This is a genomic window from Microbacterium paraoxydans, assembly GCF_900105335.1.
Classification (GTDB): Bacteria; Actinomycetota; Actinomycetes; order Actinomycetales; family Microbacteriaceae; genus Microbacterium; species Microbacterium paraoxydans.
In genome coordinates, this window is record NZ_LT629770.1 from 176,827 (window position 1) to 192,062 (window position 15,236).

Below are 15,236 nucleotides of genomic sequence, written 5' to 3' on the forward strand. Positions count from 1 at the left end.
TTCGGCACACTCCCATTCTTGTTCCTTCCTAATCCGTGCATCCGACCTGAGGCGAGTGCAGAGAGAGACGATCATGCAGATCCTCGACGCCGTCGACGCGGCTTCGCTCCGTTCCGACATCCCCGAGTTCTTCCCCGGTGACACCGTCAAGGTGCACGTCAACATCACCGAGGGCAACCGCTCCCGTATCCAGGTCTTCCAGGGCGTCGTCATCGGCCGCCAGGGTGACAGCGTCCGCGAGACCTTCACCGTCCGGAAGATCAGCTTCCAGGTGGGTGTCGAGCGTACCTTCCCCGTGCACTCCCCGGTGATCGACCACATCGAGGTCGTCACCCGCGGTGACGTGCGTCGCGCCAAGCTCTACTACCTGCGCGAGCTTCGCGGCAAGAAGGCGAAGATCAAGGAGAAGCGCGTCAACAACTGACGCGAAGCTTCTTCACAGCACCCCGGGACACGATGTCCCGGGGTGCTTTCGTTCTGTCCCCGGTGTGCGAACCTTGTTACTGCCGTGCGCTCACGGTGCACTCTTCGAGAAGGAACCAGATGACTGACTCTCCGTCCGCACGCCCGACACGACGGCGGCGCGGGTTCCTGGTCTTCCTCCGCGACGTGCTGGTCATCGTCGTCATCGCCGCGCTGGTGTCCTTCGTCATCAAGACGTTCGTCGTGCGCTCGTTCTACATCCCGTCGGCCTCCATGGAGCGGACGCTGCTGATCGACGACCGCATCCTCGTCGACGAGCTGACGCCGCGCTGGACCGGCTATGAGCGCGGCGACATCGTCGTCTTCAAGGACCCGGGGGGCTGGCTCGACCCGATGCCGCAGACCCCGGCACAGCCGCCGCTGGTCAAGGCCGTCGACTGGGTGCTGACTTTCGTGGGCATCTCGGCCACCGACACGCAGGACCATCTCGTCAAGCGGGTGATCGGGGTCGAAGGCGATCACGTGGTGTGCTGCAACGCGTTGGGGCAGATCACCATCAATGGGGCCCCGATCGACGAGCTGAGCTACCTGAACCTTCCCGAAGGGGACACCGCGGCTTCCAACGAGCCGTTCGACGTCGTCGTGCCGGAAGACTCCGTGTGGCTCCTCGGCGACAACCGCGACCGCTCCCGCGACGCCCGCGCACACCAGGAGCTGCCCAGCGGCGGATTCGTCCCCGTCTCGAACATCGTGGGCAAGGCGTTCCTGACGACGTGGCCGCTCGACCGATTCGGACCGATCGACGGCCATCACGAGATCTTCAACGGGGTCCCGGATCCCGAATGACCGTCATCACGCCTCGACTGACCCTGGAGCGGAAGCTCCTGGGGGAGTGCGACCTCATCATCGCCCTCGATGAGGTCGGTCGCGGCGCATTGGCGGGACCTGTGGCCGTCGGAGCAGCCGTGATGGACGCCAAAGGCGCCCGCCGTCGGGTTCCGGAGGGCCTGCGCGACTCGAAGCTGGTGCCCGAGCGCCGGCGCCCGGACGTGGCCACCCGCGCCGCCGCCTGGGTGCAGGCCTCCGCCGTCGGCTGGGCGACCGCGGCGGAGGTCGACGAGGTCGGGATCATGCGGGCCCTGGGGCTCGCCGCCTCGCGAGCCGTGGAGGCGGTGGTCGCACAGGGCGCGACGGTGGAGAACGCCCTGGTCCTGCTCGACGGCAATCACGACTACGTCTCGCGAGTGCATCCCGTGCCCCTGCGGGTGCAGCCCGTCATCAAGGCGGATCGCGACTGCGCCTCCGTGTCCGCGGCGTCGGTGATCGCGAAGGTCGCGAGAGACGGTCACATGGCGGAGCTGCACGAGGGTCACCGCGACTACCAGTGGGATCGCAACAAGGGGTACGCGAGCCCGGAGCACCGGGAGGCCATCCGCTCGTTCGGGCTCTCCCCGTTCCACCGGTCCTCGTGGGCGATCGCCGACGCGCCGACGCTGTTCTGAGCGGCCGCGCCCGGGATGCCGCGACCGGCGCCGGACGACCATAGGATGGACTCATCATGGATGAGGAAGCCTTCGACGACTACGACCGCGAGCTGGAGCTCGCGCTGTTCCGCGAGTACCGCGACGTCGTCTCTCAGTTCCAGTACGTCGTGGAGACCGAGCGTCGCTTCTACCTGGCCAACGAGGTCAACGTCGTGCGGCGGGACACCGAGCACGACTTCTACTTCGAGATCTCCATGAGCGACGTGTGGGTGTGGGACATCTACCGGGCTGACCGCTTCGTGAAGGCCGTCCGGGTGCTCACGTTCAAGGACGTGAACGTCGAGGAGCTCCAGCGCCGCGAGTTCGAACTGCCGCAGGAGCTCTCCCTCGACGGAGAGTGACGCGGCGCGCCGTTTCTGCACAGCGGTGACATTCTTCGTCGTTTCCACAGCCTCTGGACTGTTCGCGCGGGACCACGGCGGTGACGGGGTGCTGACGTCCATTCTGTCGGGATGGCAGCGAAAGACGACCTCGGGCGAGCCGGGGAGCAGCAGGCAGCGGACTATCTGACGAAGCGCGGGTATCGGATCGTCGACCGCAACTGGCGGTGTCCTCAGGGGGAGCTGGACATCGTCGCGATCATCGGCCCCCATGTCGCGGTGGTCGAGGTCAAGACACGGCGGTCAGCGGCGTTCGGGCACCCGTTCGATGCGATCGATGACCGCAAGCGGCGCCGGCTGTGGCGTCTCGCCTACGCCTGGCGTGCGGCACACCCCGAGCTGGCGCGCGGACGGGCCCTCCGGGTGGAAGCGGTCGGCATCATCGGCGCGTCCGTGGCGACGGCCTCGATCGAGCACCTCGAGGACATCGCATGAGCACGGCGCGAACCTGGTCCGTGGCGCTCACCGGGGCCGAGGGGCATGTCGTCGAGGTCGAGGCCGACCTCTCAGCGCAGACGCCGGAGTTCCGCATCATCGGCCTCCCGGACAAGTCCCTGGGCGAGGCCGTGCAGCGCGTGCACAACGCCTGCGGGAACTCCGGCCTCCCGCTGCCGCGGCGACGGCTGACCGTCAACCTCTCGCCCGCGAGTCTGCCGAAGCACGGGGCCGCCTTCGACCTGGCGATCGCGGTGGCCTGCCTCGCCGCGGGCGACGTGATCGCCCGTCGCGCCGTCCGGCAGACCGTGCATCTGGGAGAACTCGGGCTGGACGGGAGGCTGCGTCCCGTGCCGGGAGTGCTGCCGGCCGTCTTCGCCGCCGCTCGTGCCGGCTTCGACCGCGTGATCGTGCCGCACGGCAATGCGGCTGAGGCGGTTCTCGTCGGCGGCGTGGAGGTGCGTGCCGCCGCCTCACTCGCGGAGGTCGCCGCCTGGCACGGCGCGGACGTCGAGGTGCCCGATGTCGAGCCGGTTCCGGGGCCGCAGCCGCCGGAGGAGAAAGCGGACGAGCGCGACCTGAGCGACGTCCTCGGGCAGGAGGAAGCCGTCGAGGCGCTCATCGTCGCTGCCGCCGGTGGCCACAACATGCTCCTGAGCGGTCCACCGGGAGCAGGGAAGACCATGCTCGCAGGGCGCCTGCCCGGCATCATGCCGCCGCTGACCGAGCAGGAGGCGATCGAGGTGGCCTCGGTCCGCTCCCTCTGCGGTGAGGCCGTGACCGGACTCGACCACCAGCCCCCGCTGGTCGCTCCGCACCACAGCGCCTCGGTGGCGGCGATGGTGGGAGGCGGATCGCGGACGGCGCGCCCCGGCGCGGTCGCCCGTGCGCATCGGGGCGTCCTGTTCCTGGACGAGGCGGCGGAGTTCCCGCGGGTGGCCCTGGACGCGCTCCGCCAGCCGCTCGAGACGGGATTCGTCGATGTGCATCGCTCGGGCTTCGTGGTGCGATTCCCGGCGCGGTTCCAGCTGCTCTTGGCGATGAATCCGTGTCCCTGCGGCAACCGCGGCGTCCGTGATGGCGACTGCATCTGCCCGCCTCAGGCGCTGCGACGCTATGCCACGCGGCTCTCCGGGCCGTTGCGCGATCGTCTCGACATCGATCTGCCGGTCACGCGCGTCGCAGCCTCCCGTTCGATCGCGGGGGAGCGCTCCGGAGCGACGACCGCCGAGGCCCGGGATCGCGTCGGCGCGGCCCGCGCACGAGCCGAGCGGCGCTGGCGCGGCACACCGTGGCGTCGGAATGCGGAGATACCTGGCACTGTGCTCCGGCATGGCGGCTACCGTCTCCCGTCGGACGTGCGGGCGGGGCTCGATCGCGCCTTGGAACGCGGGGCGTTGACGCTCCGCGGTTACGACCGCGTCCTCCGGGTGGCGTGGACCATGGCCGATCTGGCCGGACGCGACCGCCCCGGCACGGACGAGGTCGGGCGGGCGCTGCTCCTGCGGACGGGGGTGGCACGATGATCGACGGACTCCTCTCTCAACAGGACGCTCTCGACGCGGCGCGGGGCGTGCGCGGAACAGACGAGGTGACGGAGGCGCTGGCGCGGGTCGCGTGGTCCGTCATCGCCGACCCCGGGGACGCCGTCGCCGCGACCCTCGTGCGCGAGTTCGGGCCGGCCGACGGGCTGCGCTTCGCGTTGGACGGGGCGGGACGGCCGTGGCCGGTGGTCCGAGCCGTGGGGGCACGACGGGCCCTCGACGACGCGCGCGCCCGGTGGCGGCAGCGCGCGGATCCGGCGGCGGTGATCGGCGCCATCCGTGGCGCACGGGAGGCGGGTGCGAAGCTGCTGCTCCCCGGAGACCCCGACTGGCCGCTGTCCGTCGACGATCTCGATGCGGAGGCGCCGATGGTGCTGTGGGTGCGCGGGCGCAGCGACCTCCTGTCGAGCGCCGCGCGCGTTGCGATCGTGGGAGCCAGGGCGGCCACCGCCTACGGGGAGCGTGTCGCCGCCGACATCGCCGGAGACCTGGCTGTCGGGGAGACGGCGGTCGTGTCCGGCGGTGCGTACGGCATCGACGGCGCAGCGCACCGCGCCGCATTGACCGTCGGCGGGGGGACGATCGCGGTCCTCGCCGGGGGCGTCGACCGCCCGTACCCCGCCGGTCACCGGAACCTTCTGACCCGCATCGCGGTCGACGGAGCCGTCGTCAGCGAGGTGCCATGCGGGACGGCCCCGACGCGGTGGCGCTTCCTCGCGCGCAACCGGCTGATCGCGGCGCTGGGGCAGGCCACCGTGGTCGTCGAGGCGGGCTGGCGCAGCGGCTCCCTCAACACGGCGGGGCATGCGGCAACTCTGGGTAGGCCGCTCGGCGCGGTGCCCGGTCCCGTGACGTCCGCCTCGTCGGCCGGCTGTCACCGGCTGCTGCGCGAATACGACGCGGTGTGCGTCACCTCCGCGGCGGAGGTGGCCGAGCTGCTCCCGGCCGGCGCGCGGTCGCAACGGGGACTCGATGCGACGGACGACGCGCGGGTCGTGCTCCTCCGTGCGCTCAGCACCCGAGCCGCTCGCACGGAGGCGGAGCTCGCCCAGCGCGCCGATCTCACCGTCGACCGGACTCGCGCCGTGCTCGGCCTGCTCGATCTCGACGGGCTCGCGCGACGCGACGGCGACGGCTGGCGTGGCGTGGGCGCGGCACGCACATCGTAGGCAGGGTCCCGGCGGGGCGCGTCGCTCTGAAGGCGGGGGAGCGGCAGGCTGGGGATATGGACTTCGCGGTCGCTGTCGAGGCGTTCGCCGACCACCTCGAGAAGGTGCGTCGGCTCTCTCCGGCGACCGTGAAGGCGTACCGTTCCGATCTGCGGGACCTCGGGACGAGCGTGGGGGGTGGCCCGGTGGGCCGTATCGACCTGGAGATGCTGCGCGAATGGCTGTGGCAGGCGACCCAGCGGGGCGACGCCCGTGCGACGCTGGCCCGACGCGCGGCCACGGCGCGAGCGTTCTTCGGGTGGGCGCGCGAGCAGGACTTCGTCCCTGTCGACCCCAGCCTGCGGCTCGTGGCACCGAAGCGCGCGAAGACGCTGCCGACGGTGGCATCGAAGGACGCGATGTCGGAGCTGTTGGAGCGACATCGGCAGGCGGCGGCCTCGGGCGATCCCGCGGCCCTCCGCGACCACGCGGTGCTGGAATTCCTCTACGGTGCGGCGGTCCGCGTCTCCGAACTCTGCGGCCTCGACATCGACGACCTGGATCTCGATCGGGGGACGGCCCGCGTGCGGGGCAAGGGCGACAAAGAGCGCGTCGTCCCGTTCGGCGCTCCGGCGCGGGATGCGCTCACCGCCTACCTGCGTCGCGCTCGACCAGCTCTCCTCGCACGGGCCGGGGCCGCCTCGCCCGCCGTCTTCCTCGGCAGTCGCGGTGGGCGCGTCGGTCCGCGGACGGTCTACGAGGTCGTCGCCCGTGCGCTCGCACCCGTCGTCGGCGCGGAGACCGTCGGGCCGCACGCCCTCCGTCACACGGCGGCGACCCATCTGCTGGACGGTGGTGCGGATCTCCGTGCCGTGCAGGAGATCCTCGGGCACGCGAGCCTGGGGACCACGCAGATCTACACGCACGTGTCGGCGGAGCGGCTGACGGCGACGTATCGCCTCGCGCACCCGCGGGCCTGAGCGCGGAGCCCGCCCGTCGGATCATCCGTCGCAGCAGGGCAGGAGCCGCGCCCGCAGGAGGCCGCCGAACAGGAGCATCGGGTTGATGTACTCGCCGTCGCGTCGCACGCCGACGTGCAGTGAGTCGGGTGGAGTGTGACCACCCGTGGCGACACGGCCGATGTCCTGGCCTCGGCGGACCGGGTCTCCCGCGCGCAGGGGCGACTCCACGGGCTCGAACGTGCTCACGAGGCCATCCGCGTGTCGGATCGTGAGCAGCGGACGATCGACGACGACGCCCTGGAACGCGACGATCCCCTCCGCCGGGGCGACGACGGTGCCGCCCGCAGCCGCAGCGACGTCCACGCCGCGGTGTCCGGGGCCGTAGGCGTGCGCTGGCGCGCGGTAGGCGACGCTCACGCGGCGCGTCCCGTCGACGGGCCACTGCCAGGGGATGTCGGAGACGAACTCGTCGGGCACGGGCGCGAGGCCGTGTGCCGCCGACGTGGCTCGGGCGGCGGGCGGAGACGGGAACGGAGCACCGCCACACAGGAGTGCGACAGCGGCGAGGACTGTGGCGATCAGCACCCGGAGGAGAGAGGGGTGCGGGCGAGAGCGAGGGCGAGGAGGGGACGGAGGAGTCATCACGCGAGTGTGCGTGACCGGTGCGGGCCGGCGGAGCGGCCGCTCTCCGCCGGGGCCGGCGGCAGGGGAGAAGGCCGAGCATCGCGCCGCTGTGGAGGACGAGCTGGCGCCGCATGATCCTGTATGCTGGACGAGCACCTCGATCTCGGGGTGACTACGCGTGCCCAGAGCGACTCTGTCGTGGCATCCACTCCCGCAGGTCCCGTTTCCGAACGGGTGGGGGTGAGCCGGGCACCAGGATGTCCGACCGTCCGGTCGGCATGACAACCTCAACGGCGCCCCGCGCCAGAATCAGGAGACGACCATGGCTGTGGTCACCATCCGCCAGCTGCTCGACAGCGGCGTGCACTTCGGACACCAGACCCGTCGGTGGAACCCGAAGGTGAAGCGCTTCATCCTCACGGAGCGCAGCGGCATCCACATCATCGACCTCCAGCAGTCGCTCGGCTACATCGACAAGGCCTACGACTTCGTCAAGGAGACCGTGGCGCACGGCGGCACGATCCTCTTCGTCGGCACCAAGAAGCAGGCGCAGGAGATCCTCGCGGAGCAGGCCACGCGCGTCGGCCAGCCCTACGTGAACCAGCGTTGGCTCGGCGGCCTCCTCACCAACTTCTCCACCATCGCGAAGCGTCTCGCCCGCATGAAGGAGCTCGAGGAGCTCGACTACGAGAACCCCTCCGCTTCCGGCTTCACGAAGAAGGAGCTGCTGCTCAAGAAGCGCGAGCTGGACAAGCTCCACAAGTCGCTCGGTGGTATCCGCAACCTCACCAAGACGCCGTCCGCCCTCTGGGTCGTCGACGCCAAGCGTGAGCACCTCGCCATCGACGAGGCCAAGAAGCTGGGCATCCCGGTGATCGGCATCCTCGACACCAACGCCGACCCGGACGACTTCCAGTACCCGATCCCCGGCAACGACGACGCCATCCGTTCGGTGTCGCTGCTGACGCGCATCATCGCCGACGCCGCCGCCGAGGGCCTGCAGCAGAAGCACAACCCGGAGTCGGGCGACGCGGAGCCGCTGGCCGAGTGGGAGAAGGAGCTTCTCGAGGCTCCCGTGCAGGAGTCCGCTGACGCCGCCGAGGTCGTGACCGCGGACGACGAGGCCGCTGTCGTCGAGACCCCGGCCGCTGACGCCACCGCCGCCGACGAGGCCGGTGCCCAGGCGCACGACGAGGCGATCGCCGCCGCTTCCGGTGAGGAGACCGCCGAGGTCGCCGCCGCCGAGGCCGCAGACGCCAAGTAATCCCTCGTACACCCACACAACGAAGCAAGGAGCCACCACACATGGCCAACTTCACCATCGCCGACCTCAAGGCGCTGCGTGAGCAGCTCGGCACGGGAATGGTCGACACCAAGAAGGCGCTCGAGGAGGCTGACGGCGACGTCGAGAAGGCCACCGAGATCCTGCGCCTGAAGGGTGCGAAGGGCAACGCCAAGCGCGCCGACCGTTCGACCAGCGAGGGCCTCGTCGTCGCTCGTGAGCAGGACGGCGCCGTGACGCTCGTCGAGCTCGCCTGCGAGACCGACTTCGTCGCGAAGAACGAGCGCTTCATCGCGCTGGCCGACAAGGTCGCCGACGCCGTCGCCGCCGTGAAGGCCGACTCGGTCGAGGCCGCCCTCGCCGCTCCGGCGGGCGACAAGACCGTCGAGCAGCTCATCTCGGAAGAGGCCGCCATCATCGGTGAGAAGGTCGAGCTCCGTCGCGTGCGCACCGTCTCCGGTGACAGCGTCGAGGTCTACCTCCACCGCACGAGCAAGGACCTGCCGCCGCAGATCGGTGTCGTCGTCGCCTACACGGGTGACGACGCCGAGACCGCGCGCAGCATCGCCCAGCACATCTCGTTCGCGAACCCGTCGTACCTGTCCCGCGAGGACGTGCCGGCGGATGCGGTCGAGAAGGAGCGCGAGATCGTCACCGAGATCTCCCGCAACGAGGGCAAGCCCGAGGCCGCTCTGCCGAAGATCGTCGAAGGCCGCGTCTCCGCGTTCATCAAGCAGGTCGCCCTGCTGGAGCAGGACTACGCCAAGGACAACAAGCTCTCTGTCGCCCAGGTGGCGAAGGACGCCGGTATCACCGTGACGGACTTCGCGCGCTTCAAGGTCGGCGCGTAGCACTGTCGAAGGGGTTCGGATCGCTCGATCCGAACCCCTTCTTCATGCCCACCAGGCACTATCTTGAATCGGGACGAGAGGACACCCCCCATGACTGAACGCACCGGACGCCGTCGCGTCCTCCTCAAGCTCTCCGGAGAGGCGTTCGGCGCCGGGCAGCTCGGCGTCAACCCCGACGTGGTCAGCCAGATGGCGCGGGAGATCGCCGCCGCGGTCGACCGGGTCGAAGTGGCGGTCGTCGTCGGCGGAGGCAACTTCTTCCGTGGGGCCGAGCTCAGCCAGCGAGGAATGGATCGCGGGCGCGCCGACTACATGGGCATGCTCGGCACCGTGATGAACGCCCTGGCTCTGCAGGACTTCCTCGAGCAGGCGGGTGCCGCGACGCGTGTGCAGTCCGCGATCTCGATGACCCAGGTCGCCGAGCCCTACATCCCGCGTCGGGCGGAGCGGCACATGGAGAAGGGCCGCGTCGTCATCTTCGGCGCCGGCGCGGGCCTGCCGTACTTCTCCACCGACACGGTCGCCGCGCAGCGCGCACTGGAGATCGGCGCGCAGGAGGTCCTCGTGGCCAAGAACGGCGTCGACGCGATCTACACCGCCGACCCGAACAAGCACGCCGACGCGGAGCGCATCGATCGCGTGACCTATCGCGATGCTCTGCAGCAGGGCCTCAAGGTCGTCGACTCGACGGCGTTCAGCCTGTGCATGGACAACAACATGGACATGCGCGTCTTCGGCATGGAGCCGGCGGGCAACGTCACCCGCGCGCTCCTGGGCGAGCCCATCGGCACGCTCGTCACCGCCTGAGCGCCTGCACGGGACGGGAGCCCGCTCCCGATAGAATTTCCAGAACACCCCGACGATAGGAGCCACCGTGATCGCGGACGTCCTCGCTGAAACCACCACCCGCATGTCCCGGGCCGTCGAGGCTGCCAAGGAGGACTTCTCCACGGTGCGCACCGGTCGTGCGAACCCGCAGCTCTTCCAGAAGGTGCTGGTCGACTACTACGGCACGCCGACCCCGCTCGCGCAGCTCGCCTCGCTCGCGAACCAGGAAGCACGCACGCTCATCATCACGCCGTACGACAAGTCCGCCCTCAAGGCGATCGAGCAGGCCATCCGCGACATGCCGAACCTCGGGGCGAACCCCACGAACGACGGCAACCTCGTGCGGGTCACGATGCCCGAGCTCACCGCCGAGCGGCGCAAGGAGTACGTGAAGCTCGTGAAGTCCAAGGCCGAGGACGCCAAGGTCCACGTCCGCGGCATCCGCCGGAAGGCGAAGGACGAGCTGGACGGCCTGAAGAGCGAGCTCGGTGAGGACGAGATCGCCCGCGGCGAGAAGGAGCTGGACGCGCTGACCCGTCAGCACGTCGATCTCATCGACGACGCGCTCAAGCGCAAAGAGGCCGAACTCCTCGAGGTGTAGCTCGTATGTCCGATGAATCGCGCGGCGCTGAGGAGGGCACTCCGGTGACGCGCCGGGAGGAGCGGCCCGAGGCCGGTCCTGACGGCGGCGTGCCGCTCGCCGACGCCGCCTTCCCGGCGTTCGACGCGGATCGGGTGCCGCCCCGGCCACCACTCCCGGCGCCGCCGGGTGCGGCTCCTGTCACCGCCGACCGCCTCGACACCGCCGACCACAACGCGATCCGCGAGCAGTGGCGTCAGGCGCGCGACGAGTTCGGCACGCATGTCTCCCATGCGCGCGATCAGCTCGACCAGGCGAACGAGCGCATCAAGCAGCGCACCGGTCGCGATCTGATCCTCGCGATCCTCATCGGACTCGCATTCGGCGCGGCACTGCTCGGTTCGCTGCTGTTCATCAAGGCGCTGTTCGTGCCGTTCGCGTTGGCTGCGGCCCTGCTCGGCGTGTACGAGCTCTCCCGCGCCCTGCGAGCGGCCGGGCGTCGTGTCGACGTCGTCCCGCAGCTGATCGCCTCGACGTTCCTTGTCCTGTCCGCGTACTTCGCCGAGCCGTGGCTGAGCTGGGTCATGCTGTTCGTCTCCGTGGCCTTCGTCATCGTCTGGCGCCTGCTCGCCCAGATGGTGGCGAAGGACGGCCGCACATACGGAGATGTGCTCACCGACGCCGTGATCGGCGGTTTCGTGCAGGTGTACGTGCCGTTCCTCGCCGGCGTGGCCCTCATCCTGCTCGAGCAGGAGGGCGGGCAGTGGTGGGTGCTCAGCTTCATCGCGATCGCGGTCGCCGCGGACACCGGTGCGTATGCGGCTGGACTCGCCTTCGGGCGGCACCCGATGGCACCGCGGATCAGTCCCAAGAAGACCTGGGAGGGCTTCGGCGGCGCCGTGGTCGCGTCGCTCGTGGCGGGCGTGCTCCTCGCGATCTTCCTGCTCGATCTGCCCTGGTGGGGTGGCGTGATCTTCGGCGCCGCGATCCTGCTGTCCGCGACGCTCGGGGACCTCGGCGAGTCGATGTTGAAGCGCGACCTCGGGATCAAGGACATGAGCTCGTGGCTTCCAGGGCACGGAGGACTCCTCGACCGGCTGGACAGCATCCTGCCGTCGACGATCCCCGCCCTCTGCCTGTACTTCCTCCTCTCTCCCTGGTTGGTGCTGTGATGAACGACAGTGGTGCTGTGATGGACGACGACCGCCGCGAGGGCACCGTGCAGAGCACGGCCAAGCCGGCGTTCGCACTCACGACCGGACGCACGAAGGGGTACCACCGCGCCGCGGTGGACGGGTTCCTCGCGTCGGCGCGACAGACATTCGAGAGCGGTGCGGACGACCTCACGGCCGAGGACGTGCGCACCGTCTCCTTCCCGCTCGTCAAGGAGGGCTACGTGGTGGCGGACGTCGACGCGGCCCTCGGACGCGTCGAGGATGCCTTCGCCGCGCGCGAGCGGGAGCGCGCCGTGCGCTCCCTCGGAGCGGGCGCATGGGTGGAGCAGGCGAGGGCCGACGCGCAGGTGATCCTGGACCACCTGGCGCGTCCGCGTCGGCACCGGTTCGCCCGCACCGGATTCCTCACCTTCGGCTACCGCGTCGACGAGGTCGATCACGTCACCTCCCGCATCGTCCGCTACCTGCGGGACGGCGACGCGCTGTCGGCCGAGCAGCTGCGGTCCGCGGCGTTCCGCATGCAGCGCGGCGGCTACCGCGAAGAGCAGGTCGACGCGCTCCTGGACGCCACCATCGACGTGATCCTGGCGGTCCGCTGAGCACGTCTGATGGCCTCTTCAGGCAGGTATGCGTAAACTGTCCTCCATCGTGAACTCCCGAAACGACATGATGCCCGATCGAAACGACGCCCTGCTGGTACCCGCAGCGACGTCCGCGTCGGCCACCCGCGGCACCCGCCGCTGGTCTCGCCGCCGCGGTGTCGTCGGGGTCTTCAGCTCTCTCGCGGTCGTCGGATTCGCCGCCGCGATGGTCGCGCCCACCGGTGTCGCCCTGGCGCAGCCCATGGCCACGGACGCACCGGACTCCGTGTATGCGGTAGCACTGGCGGACACGCAGAACCTCACCGTCACGGTGGAAGGAGCGGCGATCACCCCCGTCGAGCGCGGGTCGTTCGACATCTACGTCAAGCCCAAGCCGAAGCCCAAGCCGAAGCCGGCCCCGGCGACCACGTCCTCGTCGTCCGACGAGTCGGAGGGCGGATCCTCCGGCGGCGGTGGGCTCCCGCCGTACAGCGGCGGCGGCGCTCCCGCGGAGTGGATGGCAGCCGCCGGGATCGCGCAGAGCGACTGGCAGTACGTCGACTACATCGTCTCGCGGGAGAGCGGTTGGAACCCCAACGCGACCAACTCGTCCTCCGGCGCCTGTGGCCTCGTCCAGGCGCTGCCCTGCAGCAAGGTGCCGGGCAACGGCTACAACCCGGTGGACAACCTCCGTTGGGCCACCGGATACGCCACCGGTCGCTACGGCAGCTGGGCAGGCGCGTACAACTTCTGGGTCACCAACCACTGGTGGTGAGCCGGCACCATGCCCCGCTCACGCCGACGTCCTTCCGCGCGCCCTGAGGGCGATGACTCCTTCGAGCGTCTCCTCGCCGGCTGGAAGCGCACCGAGGTCCGCCGAGGCGTGGAGTGGACGGTGCAGCCCGTCTCCGCACTCCAGGCGCAGAAGGCGTACGTCTGCCCGGGTTGCGGACGGTCCGTCGAGCCCGGTACCGCCCACCTCGTCGCCTGGCGCGCGGACGGTGTTCTCGGCGACGCCGCGGCTCTCGCCGACCGCAGACACTGGCACAACCACTGTTGGAGGATCGCATGACCATCGAGATCCGGGGACCGCTGGAGCTTCCGGCGCGTCGTGAGGACATCGAGCTGCACACCGCGGACGGCCTGACGCTCGTCGGCGAGCTCGCGATGCCGGAGGCCGACGCGCCGGCCGCGACCCTGGTCACGCTGCACCCGCTGCCGACCGCCGGCGGCTTCATGGACTCGCACATCATCCGGAAGGCGTCCGCGCGGCTGCCCGCCCTGGCCGATCTCGCGGTGCTGCGGTTCAACACGCGTGGCACCACATCGCCGCGCGGCACCAGCGAGGGAACGTTCGACGGCGGCGCTGCGGAGCAGTTCGATGTCGCAGCCGCCATGGACTTCGTCCGTGACCGCGCGCTGCCGCGCCCGTGGCTCGTCGGGTGGTCGTTCGGGACGGAACTCGCCCTCAAGTACGGTGCCGACCACGACATCGAGGGCATCATCCTCCTCTCGCCGCCGTTGCATCGCGCTACGGCGGAGGAGGTCGCCGCCTGGGGGAAGACCGGCCACCGCGTGGTCATCCTCGTGCCCGAGTTCGACGACTACCTGCGCCCGGCGGAAGCGCGGGAGCGCTTCGCGACGATCCCCCAGGCGCAGCTGATCGCGGTCGAAGGAGGCAAGCACCTGTGGGTGGGGGAGACCCAGACGCGCCGGGTGCTCACAGAGATCGTCGCCGCGGTCAATCCGTCGGCTCTGCCGCTGCCGACCCACTGGTCGACCGAGGACTGACGCCGCGGGCGACCCTGGTCATCGTTCGTTCATACGCGGGATGAGCACCTGGCGGTAGAGGATCAGGATGCTGGCGGCCACCGGGATCGCGATGAGCGCCCCGAGCAGGCCCAGCAGGCTGCCTCCGGCGAGGGCGGCCACCACGACGACGGCGCCGGGCACGGAGACCGCGCGGCTCATGATGCGCGGCGAGATCACGTACGCCTCGATCTGCATGTAGATCAGGTAGTAGATCGCCGCCGCGAGAGCCGTGCCGGGGGAGCCGAGGCCAGGGATGAGGCAGACGAGGACGATGATCGTCGAGCCGGTCAGGGTGCCCACCAGTGGGATGAGCGAGAAGAAGAAGGCGACGACCGCGAGAACGGCGGGGAACGGCGCGTCGATGATCGTGAGGTAGATCGCGCTGAGGACGCCGTTGATCACGCCCTGGCTGACCTGGCCCATGACGTAGTAGCCGACCGAGTCGGTGATCTGCTCCGAGAGATCGATGAAGCGATCCCGCTTGGACGCCGGGACGAGCTGGTACACCGCGCGCTTGAGCGAGGGCGTCGAGGCCGTGAGATAGATGGTCAGGATGAGGACGATGAACGCGCCGAACACACCGCTGAGCACGGCGCCGCTGGCGATCAGCACGCCCTGACCGATCGACCCGCCGATCTCCGCGAGATTGGTGGTCAGCCAGTCCTCCACGTACGCGAAGACGTCGTCGACGAGGAGGTTGGGGAACGTCTCCTGGATCCAACTCCGCAGGTCCTCGATCGCGGTTCCGCGTTGCACGATCGCCGTGATCTGGGCGATGAGCTGCGAGATCTGGTCGACCAGCACCGGCAGCACGATGAGGATGATCCCGACGAAGACGGCCAGCACGGCGACGATCGTCACGAGGACCGCGAGCCACCGGGGCAGGCGTCGACGCTCGAGGAACGTGACCAGGGGATCGAGTCCGAGGCTGAGGAAGAGCGCGGTCCCGATGTACAGCAGCACGGTCGACAGCGTCTGCACGCTGCTGATCAGGACGATCCCGAGGCCCACGCCCAGTGTCGCCACGAGGGCGGTGCGGAACGGGTTGTGGATCTTCATGCGGACTC

At 70.0% G+C, this 15,236-nt stretch carries 19 protein-coding genes; 17 read left to right on the forward strand and 2 right to left on the reverse strand.

The annotated features are described in order from the left end of the window. Positions 1–73: 73 nt before the first annotated feature. The 8 genes from rplS to BLU02_RS01090 all read left to right on the forward strand — a co-directional run bounded on the left by rplS (position 74) and on the right by BLU02_RS01090 (position 6,454). Positions 74–424 (forward strand): 50S ribosomal protein L19, encoded by a 351-nt coding sequence (gene rplS, locus BLU02_RS01055; protein WP_025103348.1) that lies wholly within the window; start codon positions 74–76, stop codon positions 422–424. A 119-nt stretch (positions 425–543) separates the two neighbouring features. Next, a complete protein-coding gene (gene lepB, locus BLU02_RS01060; protein ID WP_060922197.1) occupies positions 544–1,269 on the forward strand; it encodes a signal peptidase I in 726 nt (241 codons plus the stop codon). Then, the gene (locus BLU02_RS01065) at positions 1,266–1,925 is read left to right on the forward strand and encodes a ribonuclease HII (RefSeq protein WP_060922196.1); all 660 of its coding nucleotides are present in this window, start codon (positions 1,266–1,268) and stop codon (positions 1,923–1,925) included. The genes lepB and BLU02_RS01065 overlap by 4 nt, the downstream gene beginning before the upstream one ends. Positions 1,926–1,981: 56 nt before the next feature. Beyond that, positions 1,982–2,308 (forward strand): DUF2469 family protein, encoded by a 327-nt coding sequence (locus BLU02_RS01070; protein ID WP_017204525.1) that lies wholly within the window; start codon positions 1,982–1,984, stop codon positions 2,306–2,308. Between the two features lie 111 nt (positions 2,309–2,419). Next, complete coding sequence (locus BLU02_RS01075; RefSeq protein ID WP_060922195.1) at positions 2,420–2,782, forward strand: YraN family protein; 363 nt, start codon at positions 2,420–2,422, stop codon at positions 2,780–2,782. Next, complete coding sequence (locus tag BLU02_RS01080) at positions 2,779–4,308, forward strand: YifB family Mg chelatase-like AAA ATPase (RefSeq protein ID WP_083370851.1); 1,530 nt, start codon at positions 2,779–2,781, stop codon at positions 4,306–4,308. The genes BLU02_RS01075 and BLU02_RS01080 overlap by 4 nt, the downstream gene beginning before the upstream one ends. Continuing rightward, entirely contained in the window at positions 4,305–5,495 is a 1,191-nt protein-coding gene (gene dprA, locus BLU02_RS01085) for a DNA-processing protein DprA (RefSeq protein WP_060923625.1), read from the forward strand. Before BLU02_RS01080 ends, dprA begins: the two co-directional genes overlap by 4 nt. 56 nt (positions 5,496–5,551) lie before the next feature. Then, positions 5,552–6,454, forward strand: coding sequence for a tyrosine-type recombinase/integrase (locus BLU02_RS01090; protein WP_060923624.1), 903 nt, complete (start codon positions 5,552–5,554; stop codon positions 6,452–6,454). 21 nt (positions 6,455–6,475) lie between these two features. Here BLU02_RS01090 and BLU02_RS01095 read toward each other — a convergent pair whose 3' ends face one another. Next, complete coding sequence (locus BLU02_RS01095) at positions 6,476–7,021, reverse strand: M23 family metallopeptidase (RefSeq protein WP_231919613.1); 546 nt, start codon at positions 7,019–7,021, stop codon at positions 6,476–6,478. Positions 7,022–7,382: 361 nt separating this feature from the next. On the opposite strand from BLU02_RS01095, the gene rpsB reads away from it, so the two are divergent. From rpsB to BLU02_RS01140, 9 genes are all read left to right on the forward strand, one after another. Next, positions 7,383–8,324, forward strand: coding sequence for a 30S ribosomal protein S2 (gene rpsB / locus BLU02_RS01100; protein WP_025103356.1), 942 nt, complete (start codon positions 7,383–7,385; stop codon positions 8,322–8,324). 41 nt (positions 8,325–8,365) lie between these two features. After that, positions 8,366–9,193, forward strand: coding sequence for a translation elongation factor Ts (gene tsf, locus BLU02_RS01105; RefSeq protein ID WP_060922803.1), 828 nt, complete (start codon positions 8,366–8,368; stop codon positions 9,191–9,193). A gap of 90 nt (positions 9,194–9,283) precedes the next feature. Further along, on the forward strand, positions 9,284–10,000 hold the full coding sequence (gene pyrH / locus BLU02_RS01110; RefSeq protein WP_060922802.1) for a UMP kinase: 717 nt from the start codon (positions 9,284–9,286) through the stop codon (positions 9,998–10,000). Positions 10,001–10,067: 67 nt separating this feature from the next. Beyond that, positions 10,068–10,622 (forward strand): ribosome recycling factor, encoded by a 555-nt coding sequence (frr, locus tag BLU02_RS01115; RefSeq protein ID WP_060922801.1) that lies wholly within the window; start codon positions 10,068–10,070, stop codon positions 10,620–10,622. A 5-nt stretch (positions 10,623–10,627) separates the two neighbouring features. Then, positions 10,628–11,773 (forward strand): phosphatidate cytidylyltransferase, encoded by a 1,146-nt coding sequence (locus BLU02_RS01120; RefSeq protein WP_060922800.1) that lies wholly within the window; start codon positions 10,628–10,630, stop codon positions 11,771–11,773. A 20-nt stretch (positions 11,774–11,793) separates the two neighbouring features. Further along, entirely contained in the window at positions 11,794–12,375 is a 582-nt protein-coding gene (locus BLU02_RS01125; protein WP_060922799.1) for a DivIVA domain-containing protein, read from the forward strand. 49 nt (positions 12,376–12,424) lie between these two features. Further along, positions 12,425–13,132, forward strand: coding sequence for an aggregation-promoting factor C-terminal-like domain-containing protein (locus BLU02_RS01130; protein WP_231919614.1), 708 nt, complete (start codon positions 12,425–12,427; stop codon positions 13,130–13,132). Between the two features lie 9 nt (positions 13,133–13,141). Further along, entirely contained in the window at positions 13,142–13,429 is a 288-nt protein-coding gene (locus BLU02_RS01135; RefSeq protein ID WP_082750107.1) for an Rv1322 family protein, read from the forward strand. Next, entirely contained in the window at positions 13,426–14,148 is a 723-nt protein-coding gene (locus BLU02_RS01140) for an alpha/beta hydrolase (RefSeq protein ID WP_060922798.1), read from the forward strand. The genes BLU02_RS01135 and BLU02_RS01140 overlap by 4 nt, the downstream gene beginning before the upstream one ends. A gap of 18 nt (positions 14,149–14,166) precedes the next feature. Here the strand turns inward: BLU02_RS01140 and BLU02_RS01145 are convergent, their stop codons facing one another. Further along, positions 14,167–15,228 (reverse strand): AI-2E family transporter, encoded by a 1,062-nt coding sequence (locus BLU02_RS01145; protein ID WP_060922797.1) that lies wholly within the window; start codon positions 15,226–15,228, stop codon positions 14,167–14,169. Positions 15,229–15,236 lie beyond the last annotated feature (8 nt).

What these genes read in the sequence shown, in the direction of transcription:
- rplS (WP_025103348.1), top strand. Translation starts at nt 74, where the DNA reads ATGCAGATCCTCGACGCCGTCGACGCGGCTTCGCTCCGTTCCGACATC.
- lepB (WP_060922197.1), top strand. Translation starts at nt 544, where the DNA reads ATGACTGACTCTCCGTCCGCACGCCCGACACGACGGCGGCGCGGGTTC.
- BLU02_RS01065 (WP_060922196.1), top strand. Translation starts at nt 1,266, where the DNA reads ATGACCGTCATCACGCCTCGACTGACCCTGGAGCGGAAGCTCCTGGGG.
- BLU02_RS01070 (WP_017204525.1), top strand. Translation starts at nt 1,982, where the DNA reads ATGGATGAGGAAGCCTTCGACGACTACGACCGCGAGCTGGAGCTCGCG.
- BLU02_RS01075 (WP_060922195.1), top strand. Translation starts at nt 2,420, where the DNA reads ATGGCAGCGAAAGACGACCTCGGGCGAGCCGGGGAGCAGCAGGCAGCG.
- BLU02_RS01080 (WP_083370851.1), top strand. Translation starts at nt 2,779, where the DNA reads ATGAGCACGGCGCGAACCTGGTCCGTGGCGCTCACCGGGGCCGAGGGG.
- dprA (WP_060923625.1), top strand. Translation starts at nt 4,305, where the DNA reads ATGATCGACGGACTCCTCTCTCAACAGGACGCTCTCGACGCGGCGCGG.
- BLU02_RS01090 (WP_060923624.1), top strand. Translation starts at nt 5,552, where the DNA reads ATGGACTTCGCGGTCGCTGTCGAGGCGTTCGCCGACCACCTCGAGAAG.
- rpsB (WP_025103356.1), top strand. Translation starts at nt 7,383, where the DNA reads ATGGCTGTGGTCACCATCCGCCAGCTGCTCGACAGCGGCGTGCACTTC.
- tsf (WP_060922803.1), top strand. Translation starts at nt 8,366, where the DNA reads ATGGCCAACTTCACCATCGCCGACCTCAAGGCGCTGCGTGAGCAGCTC.
- pyrH (WP_060922802.1), top strand. Translation starts at nt 9,284, where the DNA reads ATGACTGAACGCACCGGACGCCGTCGCGTCCTCCTCAAGCTCTCCGGA.
- BLU02_RS01120 (WP_060922800.1), top strand. Translation starts at nt 10,628, where the DNA reads ATGTCCGATGAATCGCGCGGCGCTGAGGAGGGCACTCCGGTGACGCGC.
- BLU02_RS01125 (WP_060922799.1), top strand. Translation starts at nt 11,794, where the DNA reads ATGGACGACGACCGCCGCGAGGGCACCGTGCAGAGCACGGCCAAGCCG.
- BLU02_RS01135 (WP_082750107.1), top strand. Translation starts at nt 13,142, where the DNA reads ATGCCCCGCTCACGCCGACGTCCTTCCGCGCGCCCTGAGGGCGATGAC.
- BLU02_RS01140 (WP_060922798.1), top strand. Translation starts at nt 13,426, where the DNA reads ATGACCATCGAGATCCGGGGACCGCTGGAGCTTCCGGCGCGTCGTGAG.
- BLU02_RS01145 (WP_060922797.1), bottom strand. Translation starts at nt 15,228, where the DNA reads ATGAAGATCCACAACCCGTTCCGCACCGCCCTCGTGGCGACACTGGGC.